Annotated in this window: 23 protein-coding genes and 1 pseudogene; 14 read left to right on the top strand and 10 right to left on the bottom strand. The window is 40.4% G+C overall.

Going from position 1 to position 20,247, the window contains the following annotated elements:
- Nucleotides 1–4: 4 nt before the first annotated feature.
- Both IQ276_RS20985 and IQ276_RS20990 read right to left on the bottom strand, forming a co-directional pair.
- A complete protein-coding gene (locus tag IQ276_RS20985) occupies nucleotides 5–367 on the bottom strand; it encodes an aspartyl protease (protein WP_193916992.1) in 363 nt (120 codons plus the stop codon).
- Nucleotides 364–681 (bottom strand): hypothetical protein, encoded by a 318-nt coding sequence (locus tag IQ276_RS20990; RefSeq protein WP_193916994.1) that lies wholly within the window; start codon nucleotides 679–681, stop codon nucleotides 364–366. Before IQ276_RS20990 ends, IQ276_RS20985 begins: the two co-directional genes overlap by 4 nt.
- 298 nt (nucleotides 682–979) lie before the next feature.
- On the opposite strand from IQ276_RS20990, the gene IQ276_RS20995 reads away from it, so the two are divergent.
- Complete coding sequence (locus IQ276_RS20995; protein WP_190882326.1) at nucleotides 980–1,639, top strand: Nif11-like leader peptide family natural product precursor; 660 nt, start codon at nucleotides 980–982, stop codon at nucleotides 1,637–1,639.
- Nucleotides 1,640–1,999: 360 nt separating this feature from the next.
- On the opposite strand, the gene IQ276_RS21000 is transcribed toward IQ276_RS20995, so the two are convergent.
- The 3 genes from IQ276_RS21000 to IQ276_RS21010 form a co-directional block, all read right to left on the bottom strand.
- Nucleotides 2,000–3,586: a glucose-6-phosphate isomerase gene (locus IQ276_RS21000; protein WP_190882325.1), complete on the bottom strand. Its 1,587-nt coding sequence runs from the start codon at nucleotides 3,584–3,586 to the stop codon at nucleotides 2,000–2,002.
- A 112-nt stretch (nucleotides 3,587–3,698) separates the two neighbouring features.
- Nucleotides 3,699–3,956: a cytotoxic translational repressor of toxin-antitoxin stability system gene (locus tag IQ276_RS21005; protein WP_190882324.1), complete on the bottom strand. Its 258-nt coding sequence runs from the start codon at nucleotides 3,954–3,956 to the stop codon at nucleotides 3,699–3,701.
- Between the two features lie 104 nt (nucleotides 3,957–4,060).
- Nucleotides 4,061–4,258 carry a hypothetical protein gene (locus tag IQ276_RS21010; protein ID WP_073642863.1) on the bottom strand — a complete coding sequence of 66 codons (198 nt, stop codon included), beginning with the start codon at nucleotides 4,256–4,258 and terminating at the stop codon, nucleotides 4,061–4,063.
- Nucleotides 4,259–4,465: 207 nt separating this feature from the next.
- On the opposite strand from IQ276_RS21010, the gene IQ276_RS21015 reads away from it, so the two are divergent.
- From IQ276_RS21015 to IQ276_RS21030, 4 genes are all read left to right on the top strand, one after another.
- A complete protein-coding gene (locus IQ276_RS21015; RefSeq protein ID WP_193914949.1) occupies nucleotides 4,466–5,599 on the top strand; it encodes a branched-chain amino acid ABC transporter permease in 1,134 nt (377 codons plus the stop codon).
- A complete protein-coding gene (locus tag IQ276_RS21020; protein ID WP_190882322.1) occupies nucleotides 5,589–6,371 on the top strand; it encodes an ABC transporter ATP-binding protein in 783 nt (260 codons plus the stop codon). The genes IQ276_RS21015 and IQ276_RS21020 overlap by 11 nt, the downstream gene beginning before the upstream one ends.
- 253 nt (nucleotides 6,372–6,624) lie before the next feature.
- Nucleotides 6,625–7,494, top strand: a complete 870-nt coding sequence (locus IQ276_RS21025; protein ID WP_193914951.1) for a substrate-binding domain-containing protein — start codon at nucleotides 6,625–6,627, stop codon at nucleotides 7,492–7,494.
- 12 nt (nucleotides 7,495–7,506) lie between these two features.
- Nucleotides 7,507–9,498: an ATP-binding protein gene (locus IQ276_RS21030; RefSeq protein ID WP_193914953.1), complete on the top strand. Its 1,992-nt coding sequence runs from the start codon at nucleotides 7,507–7,509 to the stop codon at nucleotides 9,496–9,498.
- Nucleotides 9,499–9,554: 56 nt separating this feature from the next.
- Here IQ276_RS21030 and IQ276_RS21035 read toward each other — a convergent pair whose 3' ends face one another.
- Together IQ276_RS21035 and IQ276_RS21040 are read right to left on the bottom strand one after the other, a co-directional pair.
- Nucleotides 9,555–10,145: a DUF2087 domain-containing protein gene (locus IQ276_RS21035; RefSeq protein WP_193914955.1), complete on the bottom strand. Its 591-nt coding sequence runs from the start codon at nucleotides 10,143–10,145 to the stop codon at nucleotides 9,555–9,557.
- Between the two features lie 72 nt (nucleotides 10,146–10,217).
- A complete protein-coding gene (locus tag IQ276_RS21040; protein WP_193914957.1) occupies nucleotides 10,218–10,802 on the bottom strand; it encodes a DUF2087 domain-containing protein in 585 nt (194 codons plus the stop codon).
- Between the two features lie 172 nt (nucleotides 10,803–10,974).
- On the opposite strand from IQ276_RS21040, the gene IQ276_RS21045 reads away from it, so the two are divergent.
- Nucleotides 10,975–11,193, top strand: a complete 219-nt coding sequence (locus tag IQ276_RS21045) for a helix-turn-helix domain-containing protein (RefSeq protein ID WP_190882317.1) — start codon at nucleotides 10,975–10,977, stop codon at nucleotides 11,191–11,193.
- A gap of 471 nt (nucleotides 11,194–11,664) precedes the next feature.
- On the opposite strand, the gene IQ276_RS21050 is transcribed toward IQ276_RS21045, so the two are convergent.
- The 3 genes from IQ276_RS21050 to IQ276_RS21060 form a co-directional block, all read right to left on the bottom strand.
- Nucleotides 11,665–12,951 (bottom strand): glutamyl-tRNA reductase, encoded by a 1,287-nt coding sequence (locus tag IQ276_RS21050; RefSeq protein WP_193914959.1) that lies wholly within the window; start codon nucleotides 12,949–12,951, stop codon nucleotides 11,665–11,667.
- Between the two features lie 232 nt (nucleotides 12,952–13,183).
- A complete protein-coding gene (gene glpX / locus IQ276_RS21055) occupies nucleotides 13,184–14,221 on the bottom strand; it encodes a class II fructose-bisphosphatase (RefSeq protein WP_193914961.1) in 1,038 nt (345 codons plus the stop codon).
- A gap of 230 nt (nucleotides 14,222–14,451) precedes the next feature.
- Complete coding sequence (locus tag IQ276_RS21060; protein WP_193914963.1) at nucleotides 14,452–15,492, bottom strand: histone deacetylase family protein; 1,041 nt, start codon at nucleotides 15,490–15,492, stop codon at nucleotides 14,452–14,454.
- A gap of 5 nt (nucleotides 15,493–15,497) precedes the next feature.
- On the opposite strand from IQ276_RS21060, the gene IQ276_RS21065 reads away from it, so the two are divergent.
- From IQ276_RS21065 to IQ276_RS21100, 8 genes and pseudogenes are all read left to right on the top strand, one after another.
- Nucleotides 15,498–15,779, top strand: coding sequence for a hypothetical protein (locus IQ276_RS21065; RefSeq protein WP_235115840.1), 282 nt, complete (start codon nucleotides 15,498–15,500; stop codon nucleotides 15,777–15,779).
- Between the two features lie 157 nt (nucleotides 15,780–15,936).
- Nucleotides 15,937–16,512 carry a DUF981 family protein gene (locus IQ276_RS21070; RefSeq protein WP_193914967.1) on the top strand — a complete coding sequence of 192 codons (576 nt, stop codon included), beginning with the start codon at nucleotides 15,937–15,939 and terminating at the stop codon, nucleotides 16,510–16,512.
- A gap of 54 nt (nucleotides 16,513–16,566) precedes the next feature.
- Nucleotides 16,567–16,704 (top strand): annotated as a pseudogene (locus IQ276_RS21075) (glutaredoxin domain-containing protein); the annotation flags it as partial.
- A gap of 435 nt (nucleotides 16,705–17,139) precedes the next feature.
- The gene (locus IQ276_RS21080; RefSeq protein WP_235115841.1) at nucleotides 17,140–17,898 is read left to right on the top strand and encodes a methyltransferase domain-containing protein; all 759 of its coding nucleotides are present in this window, start codon (nucleotides 17,140–17,142) and stop codon (nucleotides 17,896–17,898) included.
- Complete coding sequence (locus IQ276_RS21085) at nucleotides 17,883–18,020, top strand: hypothetical protein (protein ID WP_193914976.1); 138 nt, start codon at nucleotides 17,883–17,885, stop codon at nucleotides 18,018–18,020. Before IQ276_RS21080 ends, IQ276_RS21085 begins: the two co-directional genes overlap by 16 nt.
- Nucleotides 18,021–18,074: 54 nt before the next feature.
- The gene (gene grxC / locus IQ276_RS21090) at nucleotides 18,075–18,380 is read left to right on the top strand and encodes a glutaredoxin 3 (protein WP_190880976.1); all 306 of its coding nucleotides are present in this window, start codon (nucleotides 18,075–18,077) and stop codon (nucleotides 18,378–18,380) included.
- A 250-nt stretch (nucleotides 18,381–18,630) separates the two neighbouring features.
- Nucleotides 18,631–19,116 carry a tRNA adenosine(34) deaminase TadA gene (tadA, locus tag IQ276_RS21095; protein WP_193914971.1) on the top strand — a complete coding sequence of 162 codons (486 nt, stop codon included), beginning with the start codon at nucleotides 18,631–18,633 and terminating at the stop codon, nucleotides 19,114–19,116.
- Nucleotides 19,117–19,228: 112 nt separating this feature from the next.
- Nucleotides 19,229–19,984: a lysophospholipid acyltransferase family protein gene (locus tag IQ276_RS21100; RefSeq protein WP_190880974.1), complete on the top strand. Its 756-nt coding sequence runs from the start codon at nucleotides 19,229–19,231 to the stop codon at nucleotides 19,982–19,984.
- Nucleotides 19,985–20,247: the final 263 nt, after the last annotated feature.

Genomic DNA, 20,247 nt, shown 5'->3' on the forward strand with positions numbered 1-20,247 from the left:
GCAGTTAACCCCAAGTCAAGATGCCAGCTTGATAATTAGCCACCAACGGCAGAATCTTTAGCCATTCTGAACCTAATAATATTTCTGTAATTTCATCACCTGCGATAACTGAAATCTCATACTCTTGTCCATTTAATTGCACATTATCTAAATACAAATCAAAAATTTTTTCACCCTGTGCAGTTCGTAGTTCTTGCTCACGAATAAATTGCCAATCTAGAGAATCTAAATCTTGTTTATTAATAGCTAAAAAGCCTGTGAAACCAGTGTCTAACATAGCATCCACAGGCAGATTTAATCCATCAGATGTAATCAAATCAATTTCAAAAAATAGCTGACCATTGCTACCAAAGATACCCTGAATCATATTGTACCAGTGGCTCCAGTTTGATTCAGGCAAAACATGCAGTGTACAGCATTTGGGTGTTTTTCGCGTGCTTTCTGGCTAGCTACTTCTATATCTTTATCAATGAAATAATCTCCACTATCTGGCTCCACTGCAATATACCAGCCATAGTGTTCTTCGATATATTCTGGACGCACACCCTCGAATATTGCACGACAACGCTGATGAAATACTTCCCTTTCAGCTTTACGCCTAGCAAGTTCTTCTGGTGATAAAGTGCGTTCTGGAAAGATTCTACCTCTACGTGCAGGTTGTTTTGCAGTTGATTCAGTCATAGTAATTAACTTAATTTCTTAATTCTGGCTTAACTTTATTTTACAGAAAGATAAAGGCGATCGCTTTTACTTTCAGCGATCGCTGCTCAACCTAACCGTAGGTGGTTGTTGCTTTTTTTTATCAGTATCTTTGATTTATAGTGATAAACTTTACAAAAAATTCATACTTAGCCACTGTGTAATTTCATTTACATCAGATAATCAATCAAATACTGTCGAAGAGTCTTCTTATACTGACTACACTGGTATTCACTAATTACAATTCATTAGCAAGTTGAAGACTTAGGAAAGATGAATTATGTATTATCAAATTTGGAACTTTTTTCTTCAAGAAGATAAATATAACTATTGGAAAGAGAGAATAAAAGTTAACAAAAGTTTTAACAGAGTTACATGGCAAAAGATTATTGATTTTTTGTCATTGGTAGAGCAGACTTTCGCACTAAAATATCAACTAGGAGAAACTGATAGTCTTGAACCATTTCTCAAGTTAGCAACAGAAAATGGTTACAATCTAACCGCAGAAGAACTTGCCTGGTTTTTAATCACGAGAAAACAGATTTGGGATCTTTTTGATTTCGCACAAAAAACGCCGTCTCTTAAAGAACAATTACTAACAGCTAAAAGCCCACAGCATTTTGTCGATATAGGTGCGGAGAATGCCTATTACTTTTCTGTAGATGAGTTAGCGTGGCTGTTAACTGAAATCAAATCATCGTCCGAATTAGTATCAATTAACAACAGCGTTGGCGAGATTCTGACGGTATCAAACTACGGCAGAATTGAGACAGGATACTGGATTTGGCTGGCAGAAGACTGGGGAATTGTACCGCCATTTTGTCATCGAGATAAGCCAAGTACTTTTTTGTCTCAAAACGTCAACAATCCTTTTTTACCCGATCGCTGTTTCTTACCCAAGAGCTACTTTAACCAACGCCTAATGGCAATTAGTAATTAATAATTCGTAATTCGTAATTCGTAATTCGTAATTCGTAATTACAGCGGATTTGACTTTGTGCAGTATAAAAACTACGCTTCAAAAACAGATGAGGCATGATTATTCTCAAAAACCGCATTTATGGCTCGGTTAATAATTATGAACCAATTCTGTGAGTTTAAAGCAATAGCAACTAACAAGCAGCAAGTTTTATGCGGAGTCTAAATTAAACTGAATTACGAATTACGAATTACGAATTACGAATTATTACAGTGAAGCATCCTAGATTGAAGATATACCTTCTATCTAAGATGCTTCACTGTAAAGAATTGTTGCAGATACAACAATCATCCACAAAATGTGATATCTGCACTAGAGTTATCAGCTAGCAGAAACTCTCAAACTACTGGGTTTATGAAGATCGCCTTCCAAAACCACACCGCGCTGATTGGCATGGAGATGACGCAAAATCTTGTAAATTGGCTCAACTTGCTCTGATGCACCTGCCTTTTCGGCTAGTTCTTCCAGAGAAAGGGGAGTTTTTTCTTTTTGTAGCACTGCCACGACTCGTGTTTGCAAGTCAAGAATACTGGCGGCAGCTTTTTTGCCAGCTTCTACCCCTGGTTGATGGTAGGCGTTGACGTTGACCAAGCTAGCATATAAACCAACAGCACGTTCATACAAAGCAATTAATGCCCCTACAATTCGGGGGTTAACTTGGGGAATAGTAATTGCAATGGAATCCCGCTGATTTTCATAAAGCGCTTGTCGGGTTCCTTGGAGAAAACCGGAAAGATAATCGCCTGATGTAACTCCAGGATCTATTTCTGCCGATGGCCCCTGGCGATCTTCTAGAACTTCGATGAGGGTAGCAAAGAAATTCGGCACACCTTCGCGTAACTGCTGGACGTAAGCATGTTGATCTGTTGAGCCTTTGTTACCATAAACGGCGATGCCTTGATAGACAGTTTTGCCGTCTAAGTCTTTTTCCTTGCCCAAGGATTCCATTACCAGCTGTTGCAGATAGCGGCTGAATAACAATAAGCTGTCCTTGTAAGGTAGAACAACCATATCTTTTTCACCCCGCCCATTGCCAGCAAAGTACCAAGACAAAGCAAGCAAGGCTGCTGGGTTATTCTTCACATCTGGGACGCGGGTAGCGTCATCCATTTCTTTTGCACCTTGCAGCATGGCGCGAACATCAATGCCTTGCAGTGCTGCTGGTACTAGCCCTACAGAAGACATTTCTGAAGTGCGTCCTCCCACCCAGTCGTACATGGGAAACCTAGCCAGCCAGCCTTCTTCTTTGGCTATCTTATCGAGGTTGCTATCAGGGCTGGTAATAGCTACCGCATATTGGGCAAACTCTAAATTGTGTCCGGCGTAAGCTTTTTTAACTTCAATCATGCCGTTGCGAGGTTCTGGCGTTCCCCCAGATTTGGAAATCACGAGTACCAAAGTGCTGGCAAGGTTGTTTCGCAGATGATTGAGAACGCGATCGATACCTGCGGGATCGCTGTTATCAATAAAGTGAATTTTCAGGGGCGGGAAATCAGCCGCCAGGGCTTCAGCGACGAATTGGGGGCCGAGGGCGGAACCACCAATACCAATAGAGATAATATCAGTGAAGCGGTTGGCTCTGGGAGGATGAATAGCACCTGTTTGGACTTTTTCCGCAAAGGCTTCGATTTGTTCTAGGGTTTGGACAATTTCTTGTGTCAGTTCTGGAGTTGGCGCTAAATCAGGATTTCGCAGCCAATAGTGTCCAACCATGCGGTTTTCATCGGGATTTGCGATCGCTCCCTTCTCCAGTTGAGCCATATCCGCAAACGCCTTGTCAAACTTCGGCTGCAACGACTCCACAAAGGCATCATCGAACCGCATTCGACTTACATCTAAGTACAGTCCTAATCCCTCGTGGAAATATAACCAGTTTTGGTATCGTTGCCAAAGTGCCCTAGCATCCATAGGGAAATCTCAAATAAAGTGTTTTTCAAAAACCAGTTTAATGGAAGGTAATAGCGATCCCTGCCTAGCCTTATACAGTTTACAGTTTTAAGTGTTCCCTTAACTCTTTACATTAGACATCTGGCATAGGGATGACACGCAAAAATTTCACAATTTCACCCCTGATTTCTATACCAATCAGATAATCATCTAGAGTGAAGCGGTGAAAAATTCCTTCACTATCAAGCTGTCGTAGTTCTTTTAGTCCACTCAGTTGCCACTTTTGGCCAAACTCAATAAACACAAAATCGTACACCCGCTCGTAAGCAGCAGGTTCTAAATTTTTTAGGTCTAGCAAAAAAGACCTTGCATAGCGCACTTCCAGAGTCACTAGACGTTATACCATTTTAGATTTTGGATTTTAGATTTTAGATTGTGTACTCCTGCAAACAAGCAAGCTACGCATACTGGTACGAGAGCGAAAGCGCTGCTGCATCAGAAAAACATTAACAGGCGTATTGCTTCATCATGGGTTAAGATATCCCACGGCTGCTGCGATCGCTTTACTTTTTGTATGGCTCTTAGCATATAAAAGTCACAATGTAAAGCTTCAAGAACGTTCCAAATGCTTTGCAGATCGTCGTCGGCTAACTGCTCGATTAAATGATGCATTCTCAGTCGGAGCAAATTCATAGGTTAATTATTCCTTATAAACAACCACTAACAATAAATAGTATTCCCCAAAAATTAGTTAAAAAAACATCCCCTACTAGGGTCGCACAGCGGTGCTACCCTACAAATTTACAAATAATTTGGGATAATTTATTTTTTGGAAGTCCCTAAGCCCCCGACTCCACAAAATTCGATAATTTATTTCTTATAAATTCCTCACCCCCTACTATGGTTGAATATCTCATTTTCTTAGCAATTTCTACAGCCAGTTTTGCCCTATTTGCTCTCGGACTGAATTTGCAGTGGGGCTTTACCGGATTAATTAACTTTGGTCACATTGCTTTTATGACCCTGGGAGCATATACAACTGTGTTGTTAAGCTTAAAGGGCGTTCCCCTACTGATATCGGCGTTGGCTGGGGCAATGGTAGCCGCTTTGTTGGGTTTGATAATTGGTTTTGCAACTCTGCGCTTGCGGGAAGATTACCTAGCAATTGTCACCATCGGTACAGGAGAATTAATTCGTTTAGTAGTGAATAATCAGGAATTACCTGTGGGAAATTCTTGGGTTTCTGGGGCATTTGGGGTACAAAGTTATCCCATACCGTTCTCCACACAACCGAGTTTGTTTTTCAGATTAGTGATGATTGGGTTGTTAACACTGTTAGCTGTTGTAACTTTATTTACGCTGTGGCGATGGATTCGCACTGCCCAAAGATTTCGAGCTGCTGATTCCAGCCAAAGGTTGAGTAGCAAACAAGAATTGGCATCGCGCTTGGGAGTGGGAATTGTGTTAGCAGTTTTGGCAGTAGCAATTTATATATCTGGGGTAATTGGATTGTATAATTACAACCCAAAAGCAGGTTTAATGTTGGTGCTGCTGTTGATTTTAGCACTTGTATTCTGGCGGTTAGAAATTTTGGTGCGATCGCCTTGGGGTAGAATTCTCAAAGCTATCCGCGAAGATGAAGAAATTCCCAAAGCACTGGGAAAAAATGTGTTTTGGTATAAATTACAGTCTCTCATGCTTGGAGGTGCGATCGCTGGCATCGCTGGTGCGTTCTTCGCTTGGCAACTCGGCGCTATTTACCCTGATAATTTTCAACCCCAGCTGACTTTTGATACTTGGATTATGGTGATTTTAGGCGGTTCTGGTAATAACATTGGCACAATCTTAGGCGCGGTAGTTTTCTTTGCTTACGATGCCATCACGCGAGAAGTTTTGCCTAGAATCGTCCCCCTTGATGAAGCACGTTTGGGTGCATTTCGCATCATGGTAATCGGATTTATTTTAATGGTACTGATGATTTGGCGTCCTCAAGGTATCTTAGGGAAAAAGGAGGAACTCACCCTTGGTAAATAACCAATCATCACCACTTCCTCTGCTGGTAGCCACCGGACTTTCTAAAAGCTTTGGTGGTATTAAAGCAGTCAATGAAGCAAAAATTGAAGTTGCAAAAGGCAGCATCACGGGTTTAATTGGCCCCAATGGTGCTGGTAAAACCACTTTATTTAATTTACTCTCGAACTTCATCCGCCCAGATAAAGGGCGAGTAATTTTTGACGGCGAACCTATTCACAATTTGCAACCATATCAAATTGCCCAACAAGGAGTAATACGCACCTTTCAAGTTGCACGGACTCTTTCGCGGTTGTCGGTGTTAGAAAATATGCTGCTGGCGGCGCAAAAACAAACAGGTGAAAACTTTTGGCAAGTGCAGTTGCAACCGCACATCGTAGCCAAGGAAGAAAAGCAGCTGCAAGAACGAGCAATGTTTCTGTTAGAATCCGTGGGCTTGGCAAAAAAAGCTCAGGATTATGCTGGTGGGTTGTCTGGTGGACAACGTAAGCTGTTGGAAATGGGACGCGCACTGATGACTAATCCCAAGTTAATTTTGTTGGATGAACCAGCAGCAGGGGTAAATCCGAGATTAATTGATGATATTTGCGATCGCATTCTCACTTGGAACCGCCAAGATGGCATGACATTTTTGATTATCGAACACAATATGGATGTGATTATGTCATTGTGCGATCGCGTTTGGGTACTTGCTGAAGGACAAAATTTAGCTGACGGTACGCCAGCAGAAATTCAAACCAATCCCAAAGTTCTCGAAGCTTATTTGGGAAAATAATTTGCGGAGTAAAAATATATCTGCTCATGAAGGCCACAGATCCCCGACTTTCTAGAGAAGTCGGGGATCTTGTAATTCACGATTATTCATCCATAAAACCTGTAAAAGTATTTGTTTAAGCCTCCTGATCAATAATTTATGCGGTCTTTACATTGCTTACCCACTTACCTGTTAAATTTTATGAGGATTCGGGAATATTAAACTATCAAAGCCTAGACCAAATATCAAGTTTTGCATCTTTCAAGACTCATTTATGAAAAATCTTTTTGACTCAATAATCATCGGAATTATTTTCTTTGCACTTTGCAGTTGTACTTCAATCAAATGGACTGATCCAACAAATTCTTCTCAAGTTATCAACAAAACTGATTCTCAAGCCAAAACAATTATCAAAATCGGTGGTTCTAGCTCAACTGTAACTGTTTTAAAGCTTTTAGCACAAGCTTATGAATCTCAAAATACAAATGTCAAAATTGAGTTTATCTCCAATAGCCAATCCGAGGGAGCGATCGCAGCCTTAAAAAATGATATTATTGATATCGCTGGTAGCAGTCACAAACTCAAACCAGAAGAAGATAACGGTAAAATTCAATATCGGGAAATAGCACAAGATTTGTTAGTTGTTGCCACGAATAAAAATGTTAAAAATGTTCTCAACTTATCAACAGAACAATTAAAAGCAATTTACAAAGGTGACATCAGCAATTGGCGAGAATTAGGTGGTGCTGATGCAAACATTTTACTGTTAGATAGACCCGAAGATGAGTCAGCGAAAATATTATTGCGAAAATATTATTTGGGAGACGATAAAACCACAACTAAAGCTGTGATTTTGAACAAAGAGGGAGAATTGATCGAAACCTTACAAAGTACTCCTAATTCCATCGGCACTTTTTCTTTGGCATCTTCCCTCATCAACAAATTGCCTGTCAATCATCTCAATCTCAATGGTGTTGCTCCCAAAGCGCAAAACTTTGCTAACGGTAAATACCAAATGGTTCGTCACATAGGTATTCTCTGGGAAAAAGCACCTTCAGCGGACACTCAGGATTTTATTGATTTTATCTTTAGTTCAGAAAGCAAAAAAATACTAAAAAATAATGGCTTTGTTCCTACTAAATAAATTGAATGTATCATGCAGATATTTTTCAGAGGAATGAGACTCAGCCAAAAAATTGTTCTACCTCTGCTTGCAGTTTGTCTGAGTATATTCTTGCTGGGCTTAGTAGTGATAGGACACTGGTTCACGGATAGTTTGAATCAAAATTTTCGCCAACAAATCGAAAGTTTTACGGAACGAGTCAATCAGGATTTTCAGTATGAACAGCAAACACTGGAAACTGAAATCGAGCTAATTGCTAATCGAGATATGCTGAATCAAGCTGTTGAACAGCGTAACCAAGGCTTGCTTTTGCAGATATTACTACCGCTAAAGTCTACTTTGAAATTGGATTGGATTAAGGTAATCGATACTCAAGGCAATGTTCTTGTAGATTTACGAAATAACTCATTGAGTCAAGCCCAGTTTCTAGACAAAGTAATTACTAATACTGCTAGCAAAGGATCGCATTTAGTCGATTTGGTAGATGTAGAAGGCAAGCAACAAGTTCTCCAAGTGGTAACAAATGGAATCAAATCATCAGCAGGACTCTTGGGAGGAATTATTATTGGTAACTTAGTAGACGATAGCCTGCTCCAAAAAATTGCTGCGGGTTCCTCCAAACACCTGATTATCCATAGACAAAATCGTATAGTTGCGGCAACTTTATTGACAACCAAGGGTAAAAATTGGCAACTTCCTCCTCCTAATTTGTCTGCTACACTAATCACTCTTGACAACAAAAACTATTTAGCTAAAAGCATCGTATTTACAGGAGCTAGTCAGTCTTTAACAACCACAGTGTTGTATTCGATATCGATGCTAGAGGTTGCTCAATATAAGTTATGGGAACATTTAGGACTGTTGTTTTTGTTGGGAAGTAGTATTTTAGGAGTTGTTGGATTTTTAATTGCGCGAACAATTACTCATCACCTAAAAGCTGTCACACATGTTGCACAAAGAGTCACTCAAGAATATAATTTTAATCTCCAAGCTCCAGTAACGAGTGAAGATGAGGTTGGAATATTAGCCATTTCCTTTAACCAGTTAATTCAACAAGTCAAACGGTTGCTAGCAGAACAATATGAAGCGAACCAAAAGCTAGAGTTATATAGCCAAACACTAGAAGAAAAAATAGAAGAAAGAACTCAAGCACTGCAACAAAAAAATATCGATCTCAAGCACACTTTACAGGAACTTAGACGTACCCAATCCCAATTGATTCAGAACGAAAAAATGTCTTCTTTGGGACATTTAGTTGCTGGTATTGCTCATGAAATCAATAACCCAGTGAACTTCATTTATGGTAATCTTAAGCACACTGATGATTACACTCAACAATTACTGTGGTTACTTGAACTTTATCAAAAACATTATCCCTACCCAGAACCAGAAATTCAAAATGCTAAACAAGAAGCTGATATTGAATATTTAACAGAAGATTTGCCTAAAATGTTGAGTTCCATGAAGATTGGAGCCAATCGCATCCGGGAAATTGTCCTGAGCTTACGAATCTTCTCGCGTTTGGATGAAGCAGAGTTTAAAAACGCTGATATCCATGAAGGAATTGATAGCACTTTGTTGATTTTACAACACCGCCTCAAATCCCAAAGCGCTCGCCCTAAAATTACAGTGATTAAAGAGTATAGTGAAATTCCAAGAATCCAATGCTTTGCAGGACAATTAAATCAGGTATTTATGAACATTTTGGCAAATGCCATTGATGCTTTAGAAGAGGCTTTTCAAAATGGTTTTTGTCCAGATCCGATAATTCGCATTTCTTCAGCCCAGGTGAATGAAAATGTTGTTATTCAGATTGTAGATAATGGTATAGGGATTCCAGAAGCAATCCAGTCACATATATTTGACCCCTTTTTCACCACTAAGCCAGTTGGTAAAGGAACTGGTATGGGATTATCAATTAGCTACCAAATCATTACTGAAAAACATCGGGGATATTTACGGTGCATTTCATCACCTGGACAAGGCACAGAGTTTGTAATTACAATTCCAATTAGAGGAATCTAAGTAGCAGCTTTTAAAAGCTAAATGCCTGCCACAAAATTTGGTATTCGATCTTGTTCTCACACCTGTGTCATACGCCAATAAACCCCATTTTCTCGCTGCATTAACTGATAGCCAATCAACTCCCGTCGTAAAGTAGCGCAGTCAGGATGGTAGCGTTTAAGAATCTCATTTACCAGGCGTTCCGGGTAGTTGATTCCTACCTCAAACTGATTCACTAACCACTTGAGAATCACTAACCGCTTTTTGCGACTAGCAGGAATTTCTTTGAGGCGTTGGACGGAGTTTTGATTACACCTATCCTCTTCTATATAGTTTTTCAGAACTTTGCTTTCCCAATCTTCAGTACCCATATCTTCTATCAAACTTGCTATTTTATCAGGTGTAAAAATTTCCTTGCTGATACTTTGCAAAGCGTCGTTATCTAATTGATATAGATAGCTATTGCCATCAGAGCGCATTGTCACCAAATTTACCTGCTTAAGTTTTGTCAAATGATGGGATATCGTTGGCTCGTTGAGTTGCATTTGTACCGCCAACTCTTCAACGCTACACTCCTCATTCGCCAAAATACCTATTATCTTCAATCGACTATTGTCTGCTAACGCCTTGAAAAAGCCCAGCAAGATGTTAAGTTGTTGTGGTTGCATAACTAACTTCTAATTAGACAAGCATCTAATTAGAAGTATATCTAATTTTAATTAATTCAACCACATCACTGATCAGTCCGAACGGCAATAAATCCCATTCTCTCGCTGCATTAGCTGGTAGCCTATCAATTCCCGTCGCAGGGTAGCGTAGTCAGGATGGTAGCGCTTGAGAATATCATTGACTGTACGTTCTGGATACTGAACCCCAATTTCAAATCTATTTGCTAACCACTTGAGAATTACTAAGCGCTTTTTGCGACTAGCAGGGATTTCTTTGAGGCGTTGAACGGAGTTGTTATCAAAAACATCGCCTTCAAAATAGTTTTTCAATACTTTGTTTTCCCAAGCTTCTGTATCTACATCTTTAATCAAAGAAGCCATTTGCTCAGGTGTAAAAATTTGCTTGCTGATACTTTGCAAAGCGTCGCTATCCAACTGGTACAGACGGCTATTACCCTCAGGGCGCATAGTGACCAAATTTAGTTCCTTAAGTTTTGCCAGATGATGGGATACTGTCGGTTCTTTGAGTTGCAGTAACACAGCTAATTCTTCGACGCTGCACTCCTGATTCGCCAGGATACCTACAATCTTCAATCGGCTTTCGTCCGCTAAAGCTTTGAAAAATCGCAGCAGGGTCTGAAACTGTTCTTTCTCCATAATTTGTTATAATCAAATTAGATCTCAATCTAATTAGAAAAAAATCAAATTAGCTTTGCTGTCCTCTTCTGACACAGCATTGCTTTGTGTTTGCCAATTGTGAATTAATGTTAATTCTTAGATTTTTTTCGGAGACAATTGAGATTTCTTAAGTTGTTCTTTACATTTCGCCATGATACGCCCCTCATTAATTAGGAACAGAAGAAGAGGGAGTATCCTTCAGCAGGGTACTTCACTTGTACAAGCAGCGAGATTTTTGGGTGTAGACCAGAGTACTCTATACATGGCTCTCCAAAGAGGACAGATTCCCACTACCAGAAGAAACGGGCGGACTGTAATTAGCCAAGGAGCCTTGATGGATTATAGAGCTAGAACCAGACCACTGTTATAGTTTTTTGTAATTGAGTAGAATACACCTCACCTGCGTAGGGTAGCACAGCTGTCATTGGTGTCAACTTAACGTGAAACCCTTGTCAAGACGTGATATTGAGTTTATTCACTTACCATTACTCACCGCGTCACCCCACCCCGGTTTTGTCTAAAGCCAAAACCGCCCCTCCCCTTAGTAAGGGGAGGGGAGGGGTGAAACGTATGTGGGACAAGCGTTTGAGCTTAAGTTGACACCAATGCACAACTGTACTTGATTCAAATAAAATTGATCGCCTAGTTATAAAAATTAGTTTTATTTTATACCTTAAATTATAATTTGCAGTTCTCCAACAACTAGAGGAAGAACGCCAACGATATCAAGATTTATTGATACGACTGCAACAACGGGGAATTGCTCCAGAACAACTTTTGTGAAACTTGAAAAGCTCAGATCCCCTATTTTTATGAAAAGTCGGGGATCTTGTTGTTGAGTTTAACTAAACTGTTCGCCTGCGTCTAAGTTAAACAGCATTTGCAGAGTTTGCATACAACGCCGTCTGGCTTCAACATCTTGCTGCGATCGCAATTGCACCATCGGATCGTGTAAAATTTTATTAACAATTCCTCGTGTTAGAGCTTCGATCACCTCTTGATGTTTTTCCGCAAATTCCGAACCCAATCTGGACAAAGCTTTTTCTAATTCTTGTTCCCGGATGGTTTCGACTTTATTTCGCAGAGAGCTAATAGTGGTAACAGTTTCTAAACTACGCCACCAAACATCAAAAGCCTCCACCTCTTCTTCTAAAAGTCGCTCTGCTTCCTGTGCAATCTTCCGACGGCTTTCGTAGTTTTGCGCCACTACAGCCTTCAAATCATCCACATTGAACGCCTGCACATTTGCCAGTTCATTCACATCTGCATGAACGTTGCGTGGCACAGAAATATCAAATAACATCAGAGAACGCTGAGCTTCTAAAACCATTTCCAATTTGGCACGGTCAAGTATCGGCTCTGTTGCCGAAGTACTCGTAAACACCAAATCACTATCGGCAATTACTGTCATCATTTCCGATAGTGTGTGAATTTGAATAGGTTGTTCGGCAAACTGCTTGGCTAATTCTTGGGCGCGTTCACGAGAGCGATTGACAATACTGATTTGCACCGCACCTTTAGAAATCAGGTGTTGTACCAGCAACCGTGACATTTTCCCAGCACCCAGAATTACCACTCGGCAAGCAGCTAAATTTGCTACTTTCATTTGTGCTAATTCCACAGCTGCCGAACTGATAGAGACAGCGCCAGTACCAATACTAGTTTCAGTGCGAACTCGCTTACCGGCTGTTAGCGCTTGTTTAAATAATCGATTCAAAATGGTTTTTATACCGCTATATTGCTGTCCCAGTTTGTGAGTAGTCTTCACCTGAGCCAGAATTTGACCTTCTCCGAGTACCAGACTATCTAAGCCACCTGCTACCCGCATCACGTGCATAACTGCATCATCATGCAACAACATAAACAAGTGTTGTCGCAGAGAAGTCACAGGCAACTTGCTGTGTTCTGCCAGAAATTGAGTTACTTCCCGGATACCTTGGTCTGTTTCACTGGTGACAATGTAGATTTCCAGACGGTTACAAGTGCTAAGAATTGCAACTTCGTCAATATGGGGACAACTTGCTAGATGAGCGATCGCACTTTCAATTTGTGGTTCTGGAATGCTCAACTTTTCCCGGACTTCTACTGGGGCTGTTTTATGGCTTAACCCCACCACTGCTATATTCATTTGCTAAATCGTAGTTACTAGTTGGTAGTTGGCAATCTGGCATTAAGTGAGAATAGGGAATGGGGAATTTTTGCTTCTTGGTTGATATTTTTGCAACCAACAATTAATCACTAACTACTAACTACTAACTACTGTAAGGGGAAAGCATTTTGGTGATTATTTTTCTGTTTTATAGAAAGATTTTTTTCCTTATGCTTCGCCCCTACTTTTACCATTCCCCATTCCCTAAAAATTAGTTCAGTTGAAGAACTTTTGGTTCGCCAAACAAGTGAATTGTGTCAACAAATCGAGCCGTTTTCGACTGGTTGGAAATAACCAAGCTTTGAGTTCTTGCCCCGTCCTTGAAGAAACGTACACCCTGCATGAGATTACCACTGGTAATGCCGCTAGCAGCGAACAGAATAGTTTTACCAGATGCCAGTTCATGAGCATCATAGACCTTATCGGGATCATTGATATTCATAGACTTTAAACGATCAATGTTGGCTTCTCTGCTTTCTCCAATCAGACCTGTTTTTACTATTGCTGGATCGTATATCAGTTGACCTTGGAAATGTCCACCCAAAGCACGCATTGCTGCTGCCGAGATTACACCTTCAGGAGCCGCACCGATACCCATCAGCGCGTGGATATTAGTTCCAGCAAAACCACAGCTTATGGCTGCACCCACATCACCATCTGAAATTAGGGCGACTCTAGCTCCAGCCTCACGGATTTCTTTAATTAAATCGTTATGGCGTTCGCGCTTCATTACTACTATCACAAGTTCATCAATACCCCGGTCTAAAACCTCAGAGAGAATCTTCAGGTTTTCCGTTGCTGACTTGTTGATGTCTACCTTACCCTTAGCTGCGGGGGGTGCTGCTAACTTCTTCATGTAAAAGTCAGGAGCAGCAAATAATCCGCCCTTTTCAGAAATTGCCAACACAGCCATTGAACCTGGTTGTCCGTAGGCTACCAAGTTAGTACCTTCACAGGGGTCAACAGCGATATCAATTTCAATTAGTTCATCAGGGTTACAGAGAGCTTCGGCATTTGGTTGGGTACAGATACCTACTTCTTCTCCAATGTAAAGCATAGGCGCGTCATCGCGTTCGCCTTCCCCAATCACAATGCGACCCCGCATATAGATTTTATTCATCCGCTCGCGCATCGCTTCCACAGCTACCTGGTCAGCGATGTTTTTTTCACCTTTCCCCATCCACTTGGCGGATGCGATCGCTGCTTGCTCTACTACCTCAATAATCTCTAACCCAAGTGTATTTTCCACGGAGTCTGCCCTCTCAACTGCTTGAATTTGCGTTGCTTTATCTGGCTATTTCAGTCTTTAAGTCTACCAAAGGGCGGTTACCAATTTTCGATTACAAATGTTAACGAAGTGTCAATTTCCAATTTATTGACACTATTCTCAATAATTTTTAGAGATATCAACCTGTCAATAATAAGGATAAATACTTAAAAACAGTTGCTAGAAATTTTGATTTAAATACCTATATTTACTTAAATATTTTTAAAACCTGTGACTAATTGTCGAACGTTTTCACTTAGGGCTTCAACAAAGTAGCCACCTTCCTGTACAAAAAGAGTCGGCAGACCAAGTGACTTGATTTTCCTGCCAATTTGATTGTAAGAGGTGGACTCAAGAGCAAAACAACCCAGCGGATCTGATTTAAACGTGTCAAAGCCAGTCGCTACGACCAAAGCTTCTGCATTGAACGACGACACCACAGCTAGAGCTTTCTCTAAAGCTTGTAGATAAGAAGCCTCATTAGTTCCAGGAGGTAGGGGAATATTCAAGTTACATTCTTCTCCATCACCGCTGCCGCGTTCGTTTTCAAAGCCTGTATAAAAAGGATAAAAGTTGGTGGGATTACCGTGAATCGAAATTGTTAAAACATCACCGCGCTGATAAAAAATCTGCTGGGTGCCGTTACCATGATGCATGTCAATATCAAGAATTGCAATTCGGGAAAACTTTGTGCGAAGCTCATGTGTAGCGATCGCAGCGTTATTCAAGAAGCACATACCCATTGCCATATCCCGGCAAGCATGATGCCCACTTGGTCTACACAAGGCATAGACAGCCAACTCTCCTGCTTTGAGATATGAAGTTGCTTCAATAACCGCAGATACACTTCCGAGAGCATTTCGCCATGTGTATTTTCCGATTGGTGCTGCGCCGTCAGCAATGTACCATCCAGCCAAAGCCACTGGACTTTCGTTGAAGTGAACCAGATGCCGATTTGGGGAAATGTTGGGAAAAATCTCTGTACTGGCATTTTCCATTCTTGACCAGTGTTGCCAAGCACTCTCAAGATAGTCAACATACGCAGGGTCTTGTACCGCTAAGATTGATTCACGCAGCCTTGATTCGTGAAGTTTTGGCTGCGATGCAAACACTATCTCACATTCCGCCTTTTCCAGCCCCAAACGAATCTGATTACCTCTTTGTGCAACATCAGGGTGTTCAATAAAGTGCCCTCTCCAGAGGAATTTTGCCGGACCAGGAACGTCAAAGTATGGACTTACTATGGCTTTCATTAACTATGAAGTGGAACGTTGGCTACAGTCTATCAAGGGGTGGATACCAGTGGAAAATAGTTAAAGCAGAACTCAGAATTCAGAATTCAGAATTCAGAATGCAAGACGCTCTCTACGAGACGCTACGCGAACGCGGACTCGCTAACGCTGCGCTATCAGTGGGGGATTTAGACCCACCACTGATTGTTCGCCTTTGGCGTTCCCGAAGGGTAGACCACCAAATTTTCAATTTGGTGGGGGACTTAAACCCGTTTATTCATGCGCCAGTCATACAAAATTCATTCTGAATTCTGACGACTGACGCCTTTATTCTTTCTTGTTAAATTTTGCTACGCTTTATTTTGGAGTTAATCTGTGTTTATCTGTGGTTTTAAATATTTAGAAATATAACAGCGTAACTTGGAATAATTCATATCAACCCAGAAAAGCATCAAGAGGTGAATTGTGTTTATCGACTACATCACGCTCATGTTAATAAATATGGTAGCCGGGTTATTTATACTGGCTGACTATGTGTATCGTGGGATAGATAGCTCACATCAAAAACAGTGGATTCCCGGATTTGGGATTACAGGTGCGATCGCCTTAACAACTGGTTTACACATGAGCTTCACCTGGCCAATTGGTGGTAGTTTTAACATTGCCTTTGGTGAAACAAGTGTTTTATTTGGCATCTTGTTTGTTGCAGCAGCCATCGCCCTGTCTATGGGTTGGGATTTATTGACAATCGCGGTTTACGGTTTTTTTGCTGGTTTAGTGGCGATCGTTGTGGGTATCCGCATCATCAACTTGAATATGACAAAACAACCCTTGTTGTCAGGAATCGGTTTTATCTTAACAGGATTAGGTGGTATGTTTGCGGCACCAACTCTCTATTGGAAAACCAACCGAACTTGGCGGCTAATTGGTGTTGGTGTATTAGTAGTAGCCGCTTTAATTTGGGCATTGACTGGATATTTGGCTTACTGGAATCATCTAGAAAGTTTCCAAAAGTGGGTTCCAGCGCCAATGCGTAAGTAATGCCAGCAATGATCTAGGCTAGAGATATAGTCAAAACCTTGCTTAAGATTAAATATGCTGGACTTTCTTAATCCCCTTTTAAATCGCCATCCAGAGCGAGTTAAAGCCAACGTCGAAATTTACACATGGCAAACTTGTCCTTACTGCATTCGTGCCAAAATGCTGCTGTGGTGGAAAGGTGTAAGTTTTACACATATCTATCAATCTTTAAAATTTAGATAAAGTGATAGTTTATCGAATATTAATGTAAGATTTTACACATTTTTGTTTTGTAGCAAAAAATCAAGATGCTCTTTTTAAATCAAACTATACAACGGTATCCACACAGAAATTTTCGGTAGCACATTATCAAATAGACGCTCAATTCTCGTGAGAGATATAGTACTATTTAAAAGTGCAAGAAAGTAAAGTATAGATCTCGTGCTGAGTGAGGAAAAAGTACGGCTGGCTGACTGATGTCCGCAGTTGCTAGTGTGGCTGTAAGCGGAATTTTTTTCTCGGAGAAGGTTCATACCCCGCCTCTTATGGGCAGTCTTTTAATATTTAGCTGAAACGCTCGTAATTCAGGACTCTTCCTTGCATTCAATCTCACAGCAAAATACCCTTTTTAAACAAACTCTAAAACATATGAAAAAGAATCTTACAGAACAGATGAGAACCAATACTACAGATTTATTTCAAGGTATTCAAACAAAAATAGATTTCAACCCTTATGCCAGAGATGAATATGAAAAGCGAGTGGTATCTCAAGATAGATTGCTTGATATTGGTGGAAGAAATAGCTATTCAATAAGTCGTCAGAGAATCGATTTATTAAATCAAAATCCCAATAATACAATCGTATCTACAGATGTTATTGCTGATTATAAACCAGACCTAATCGATGACATTTGTAATACTAAAATAGAGCCTAATTCTTTTAGTGGTATCTATTGTAATGCTGTATTAGAACATGTTCAAGAATATTGGAAAGCAATAGACAATATTTATAATATTTTGGAGGAAAAAGGAGAAGCCTTTTTTTATATTCCATTTTTTTGGAGCTTTCACGATCAAATGGACTATCACAGATTTACTTTTACTGAAATTGCAAGAATGTTGGGAAAGTTCTCTGAAATTAAAATATTTTGTCCTGGAGATGCTCAGGGATTCGGTTTTGTTTTTTGGTACATTATAACAATCACTAACATAAGGAAATTTCCTAAATTAGCTGAATTTTTAAGTAAAACAACAAATTTTTTCTTAAAAATTTATTTATTTATTGTTTACAATATCAACAGTAAAAACATTAAAAATAAGTATAATAATATTTCTTGGGAAGAATATTGTTTTTATTATACGTTTTTGTATATAAATCATGGTTTTTGTGCATGGGTAAAGAAATAATTAATGTTGATGTAGCAGTGCTGATCATAGCCGCTTTGATTTGGGTATTGACTGGATATTTGGCTTACTGGAATGATTTAGAAAGTTTCCAAAAGTGGGTTCCAGCGCCAATGCGTAAGTAATGCCAGCAATGATCTAGGCTAGAGATATAGTCAAAACCTTGCTTAAGATTAAATATGCTGGACTTTCTTAATCCCCTTTTAAATCGCCATCCAGAGCGAGTTAAAGCCAATGTCGAAATTTACACATGGCAAACTTGTCCTTACTGCATTCGTGCCAAAATGCTGCTGTGGTGGAAAGGTGTCAACTTTACTGAGTACAAAATCGACGGCGACGAAGCAGCCAGAGCGAAAATGGCGGAACGCGCTAACGGACGGCGCACAGTACCACAAATTTTTATCAATAACGAACACATTGGTGGTTGCGACGATCTTTATCAGCTAGATACACAAAGTCAACTCGATCCTTTGTTGGCTCAATAGTCAATAGTCAAAGAATTTTGGATTTTGGATTTTGGATTTTGGATTGACCCCGACCACAAGGGTGCGGGGCATTATGATTTTAAATTTTAGATTTTGGATTTGTTCCGCCCACTAGGGACGGGGCATGAACCAAAAAAATCTAAAATCGGCAATCTAAAATCTAAAATTGGCACAGTCATTAGTCATTGGTCATTGGACTAATGACTATTGAATTGTAAAAATTTGATGAAATTTTTATATTACTTAGAGGATGCTGAATAAATATGGTGATTATCTTATACATCAACAATGGATGAATCGTGCCTTAGAATTAGCACAAGCAGCAGGTGATGCAGGTGAAGTCCCTGTAGGGGCTACGATCGTCGATTCCGCTGGCAATTTAATTGCCGAGGGAGAGAACAGAAAAGAACGCGACCAAGACCCTACCGCTCATGCGGAAATTCTTGCTCTCAAGAGAGCTGCCACAACTTTACAAAATTGGCATCTGAATGAGTGTACTCTGTATGTAACTTTGGAGCCTTGCCCAATGTGTGCAGGTGCGATCGTCCAAGCTCGTGTAGGACTAGTTGTATACGGGGTGGACGATACAAAAACTGGCGCAATTCGCACAGTTATTAACATACCCGACAGCGCTGCTTCTAATCACCGCTTGCAGGTAATTGGAGGCATTCTAGAATCAGCTTGTCGTCAACAGTTACAGGCTTGGTTTGCGACTAAGCGGGGTAAGAGAAAATAACAGACAGAGGTAAAACTGTCCATCTAACACGACACAAGTCACCCAAGAGAATCTACGGTGTAACTAATCAGGCTTTTCGTTAAATTTTATCCGTCAATCAGCTGTCTCCATCATGATGGAATTTTACTCTTTATTCGATACTTGCCAGCAAACACCAGCAAATCCTCAAACGGATGTTACTACCTCAAGGGTTTCTCCTTGGTTAAGTCCTCTGGCGTATTTATTTGGTCGTCACTGCCTATTACCATTATTCTTTGGGCGAATTAGAATAACCGGACAAAAAAATATCCCCACAACTGGGCCTGTGATCTTTGCTCCTACCCATAGGGCACGTTGGGATGGATTGCTCATACCCTATGCCGTTGCTAATTGTATGACAGCAAAAGACCTGCGATTTATGGTCACCATTGATGAATGCCAAGGATTGCAAGGCTGGTTTGTGAGACGTTTGGGGGGTTTTCCTGTAAATACTCGACAGCCCTCAATTGGCAGTCTGCGACATGGAGTTGAGCTGCTTAAACAGCGAAAAGCCGTGGTAATTTTTCCAGAAGGTAATATTTACCGTCATGCTCAAGCCCCTTTGAAACCGGGAATTGCACGTCTGGCTTTGACTGCTGAATCTAGCGATCGCTCTTTGGGAGTCAAAGTTATACCCATAAGCATCAATTACAGCCAACCATATCCTAATTGGGGTACAGATGTGAGTATTCATATTGGCTGTCCAATCAGAGTTAAGGATTACATTCGTGGCTCTATAAAACAAGATGCCAAAAGCCTCACAGCTGATTTAGCAAAGGTACTTCAACAATTAAGCCACCAAGAAACAGAAATTACTAACCACACATTTGCAGAAATTACAAATTCTTGATTCTGTCAAGAGTCTGAAGACAGCTAATTACAGCAAAACCCCACAACCTAGTATGAAACAGGAATATACCCTACTTTCTACTCCCAACTTCTCACTCCCATTTTCAAGTTAGACATTCATGTGATAAATCAAACAAAGAGGGATGGAAAAGAGGAGACTCCTACACAGGGAAGCAAGAGGATGGGGGGACAATGAGAAAGATTTGTTGCAAGTTGTTCCATTGTCTCTCCAGTCCCAAATGATTCCCAATCCAAAATCTAAAA

It is taken from the genome of Desmonostoc muscorum LEGE 12446, from assembly GCF_015207005.2.
GTDB lineage: Bacteria > Cyanobacteriota > Cyanobacteriia > Cyanobacteriales > Nostocaceae > Nostoc > Nostoc muscorum.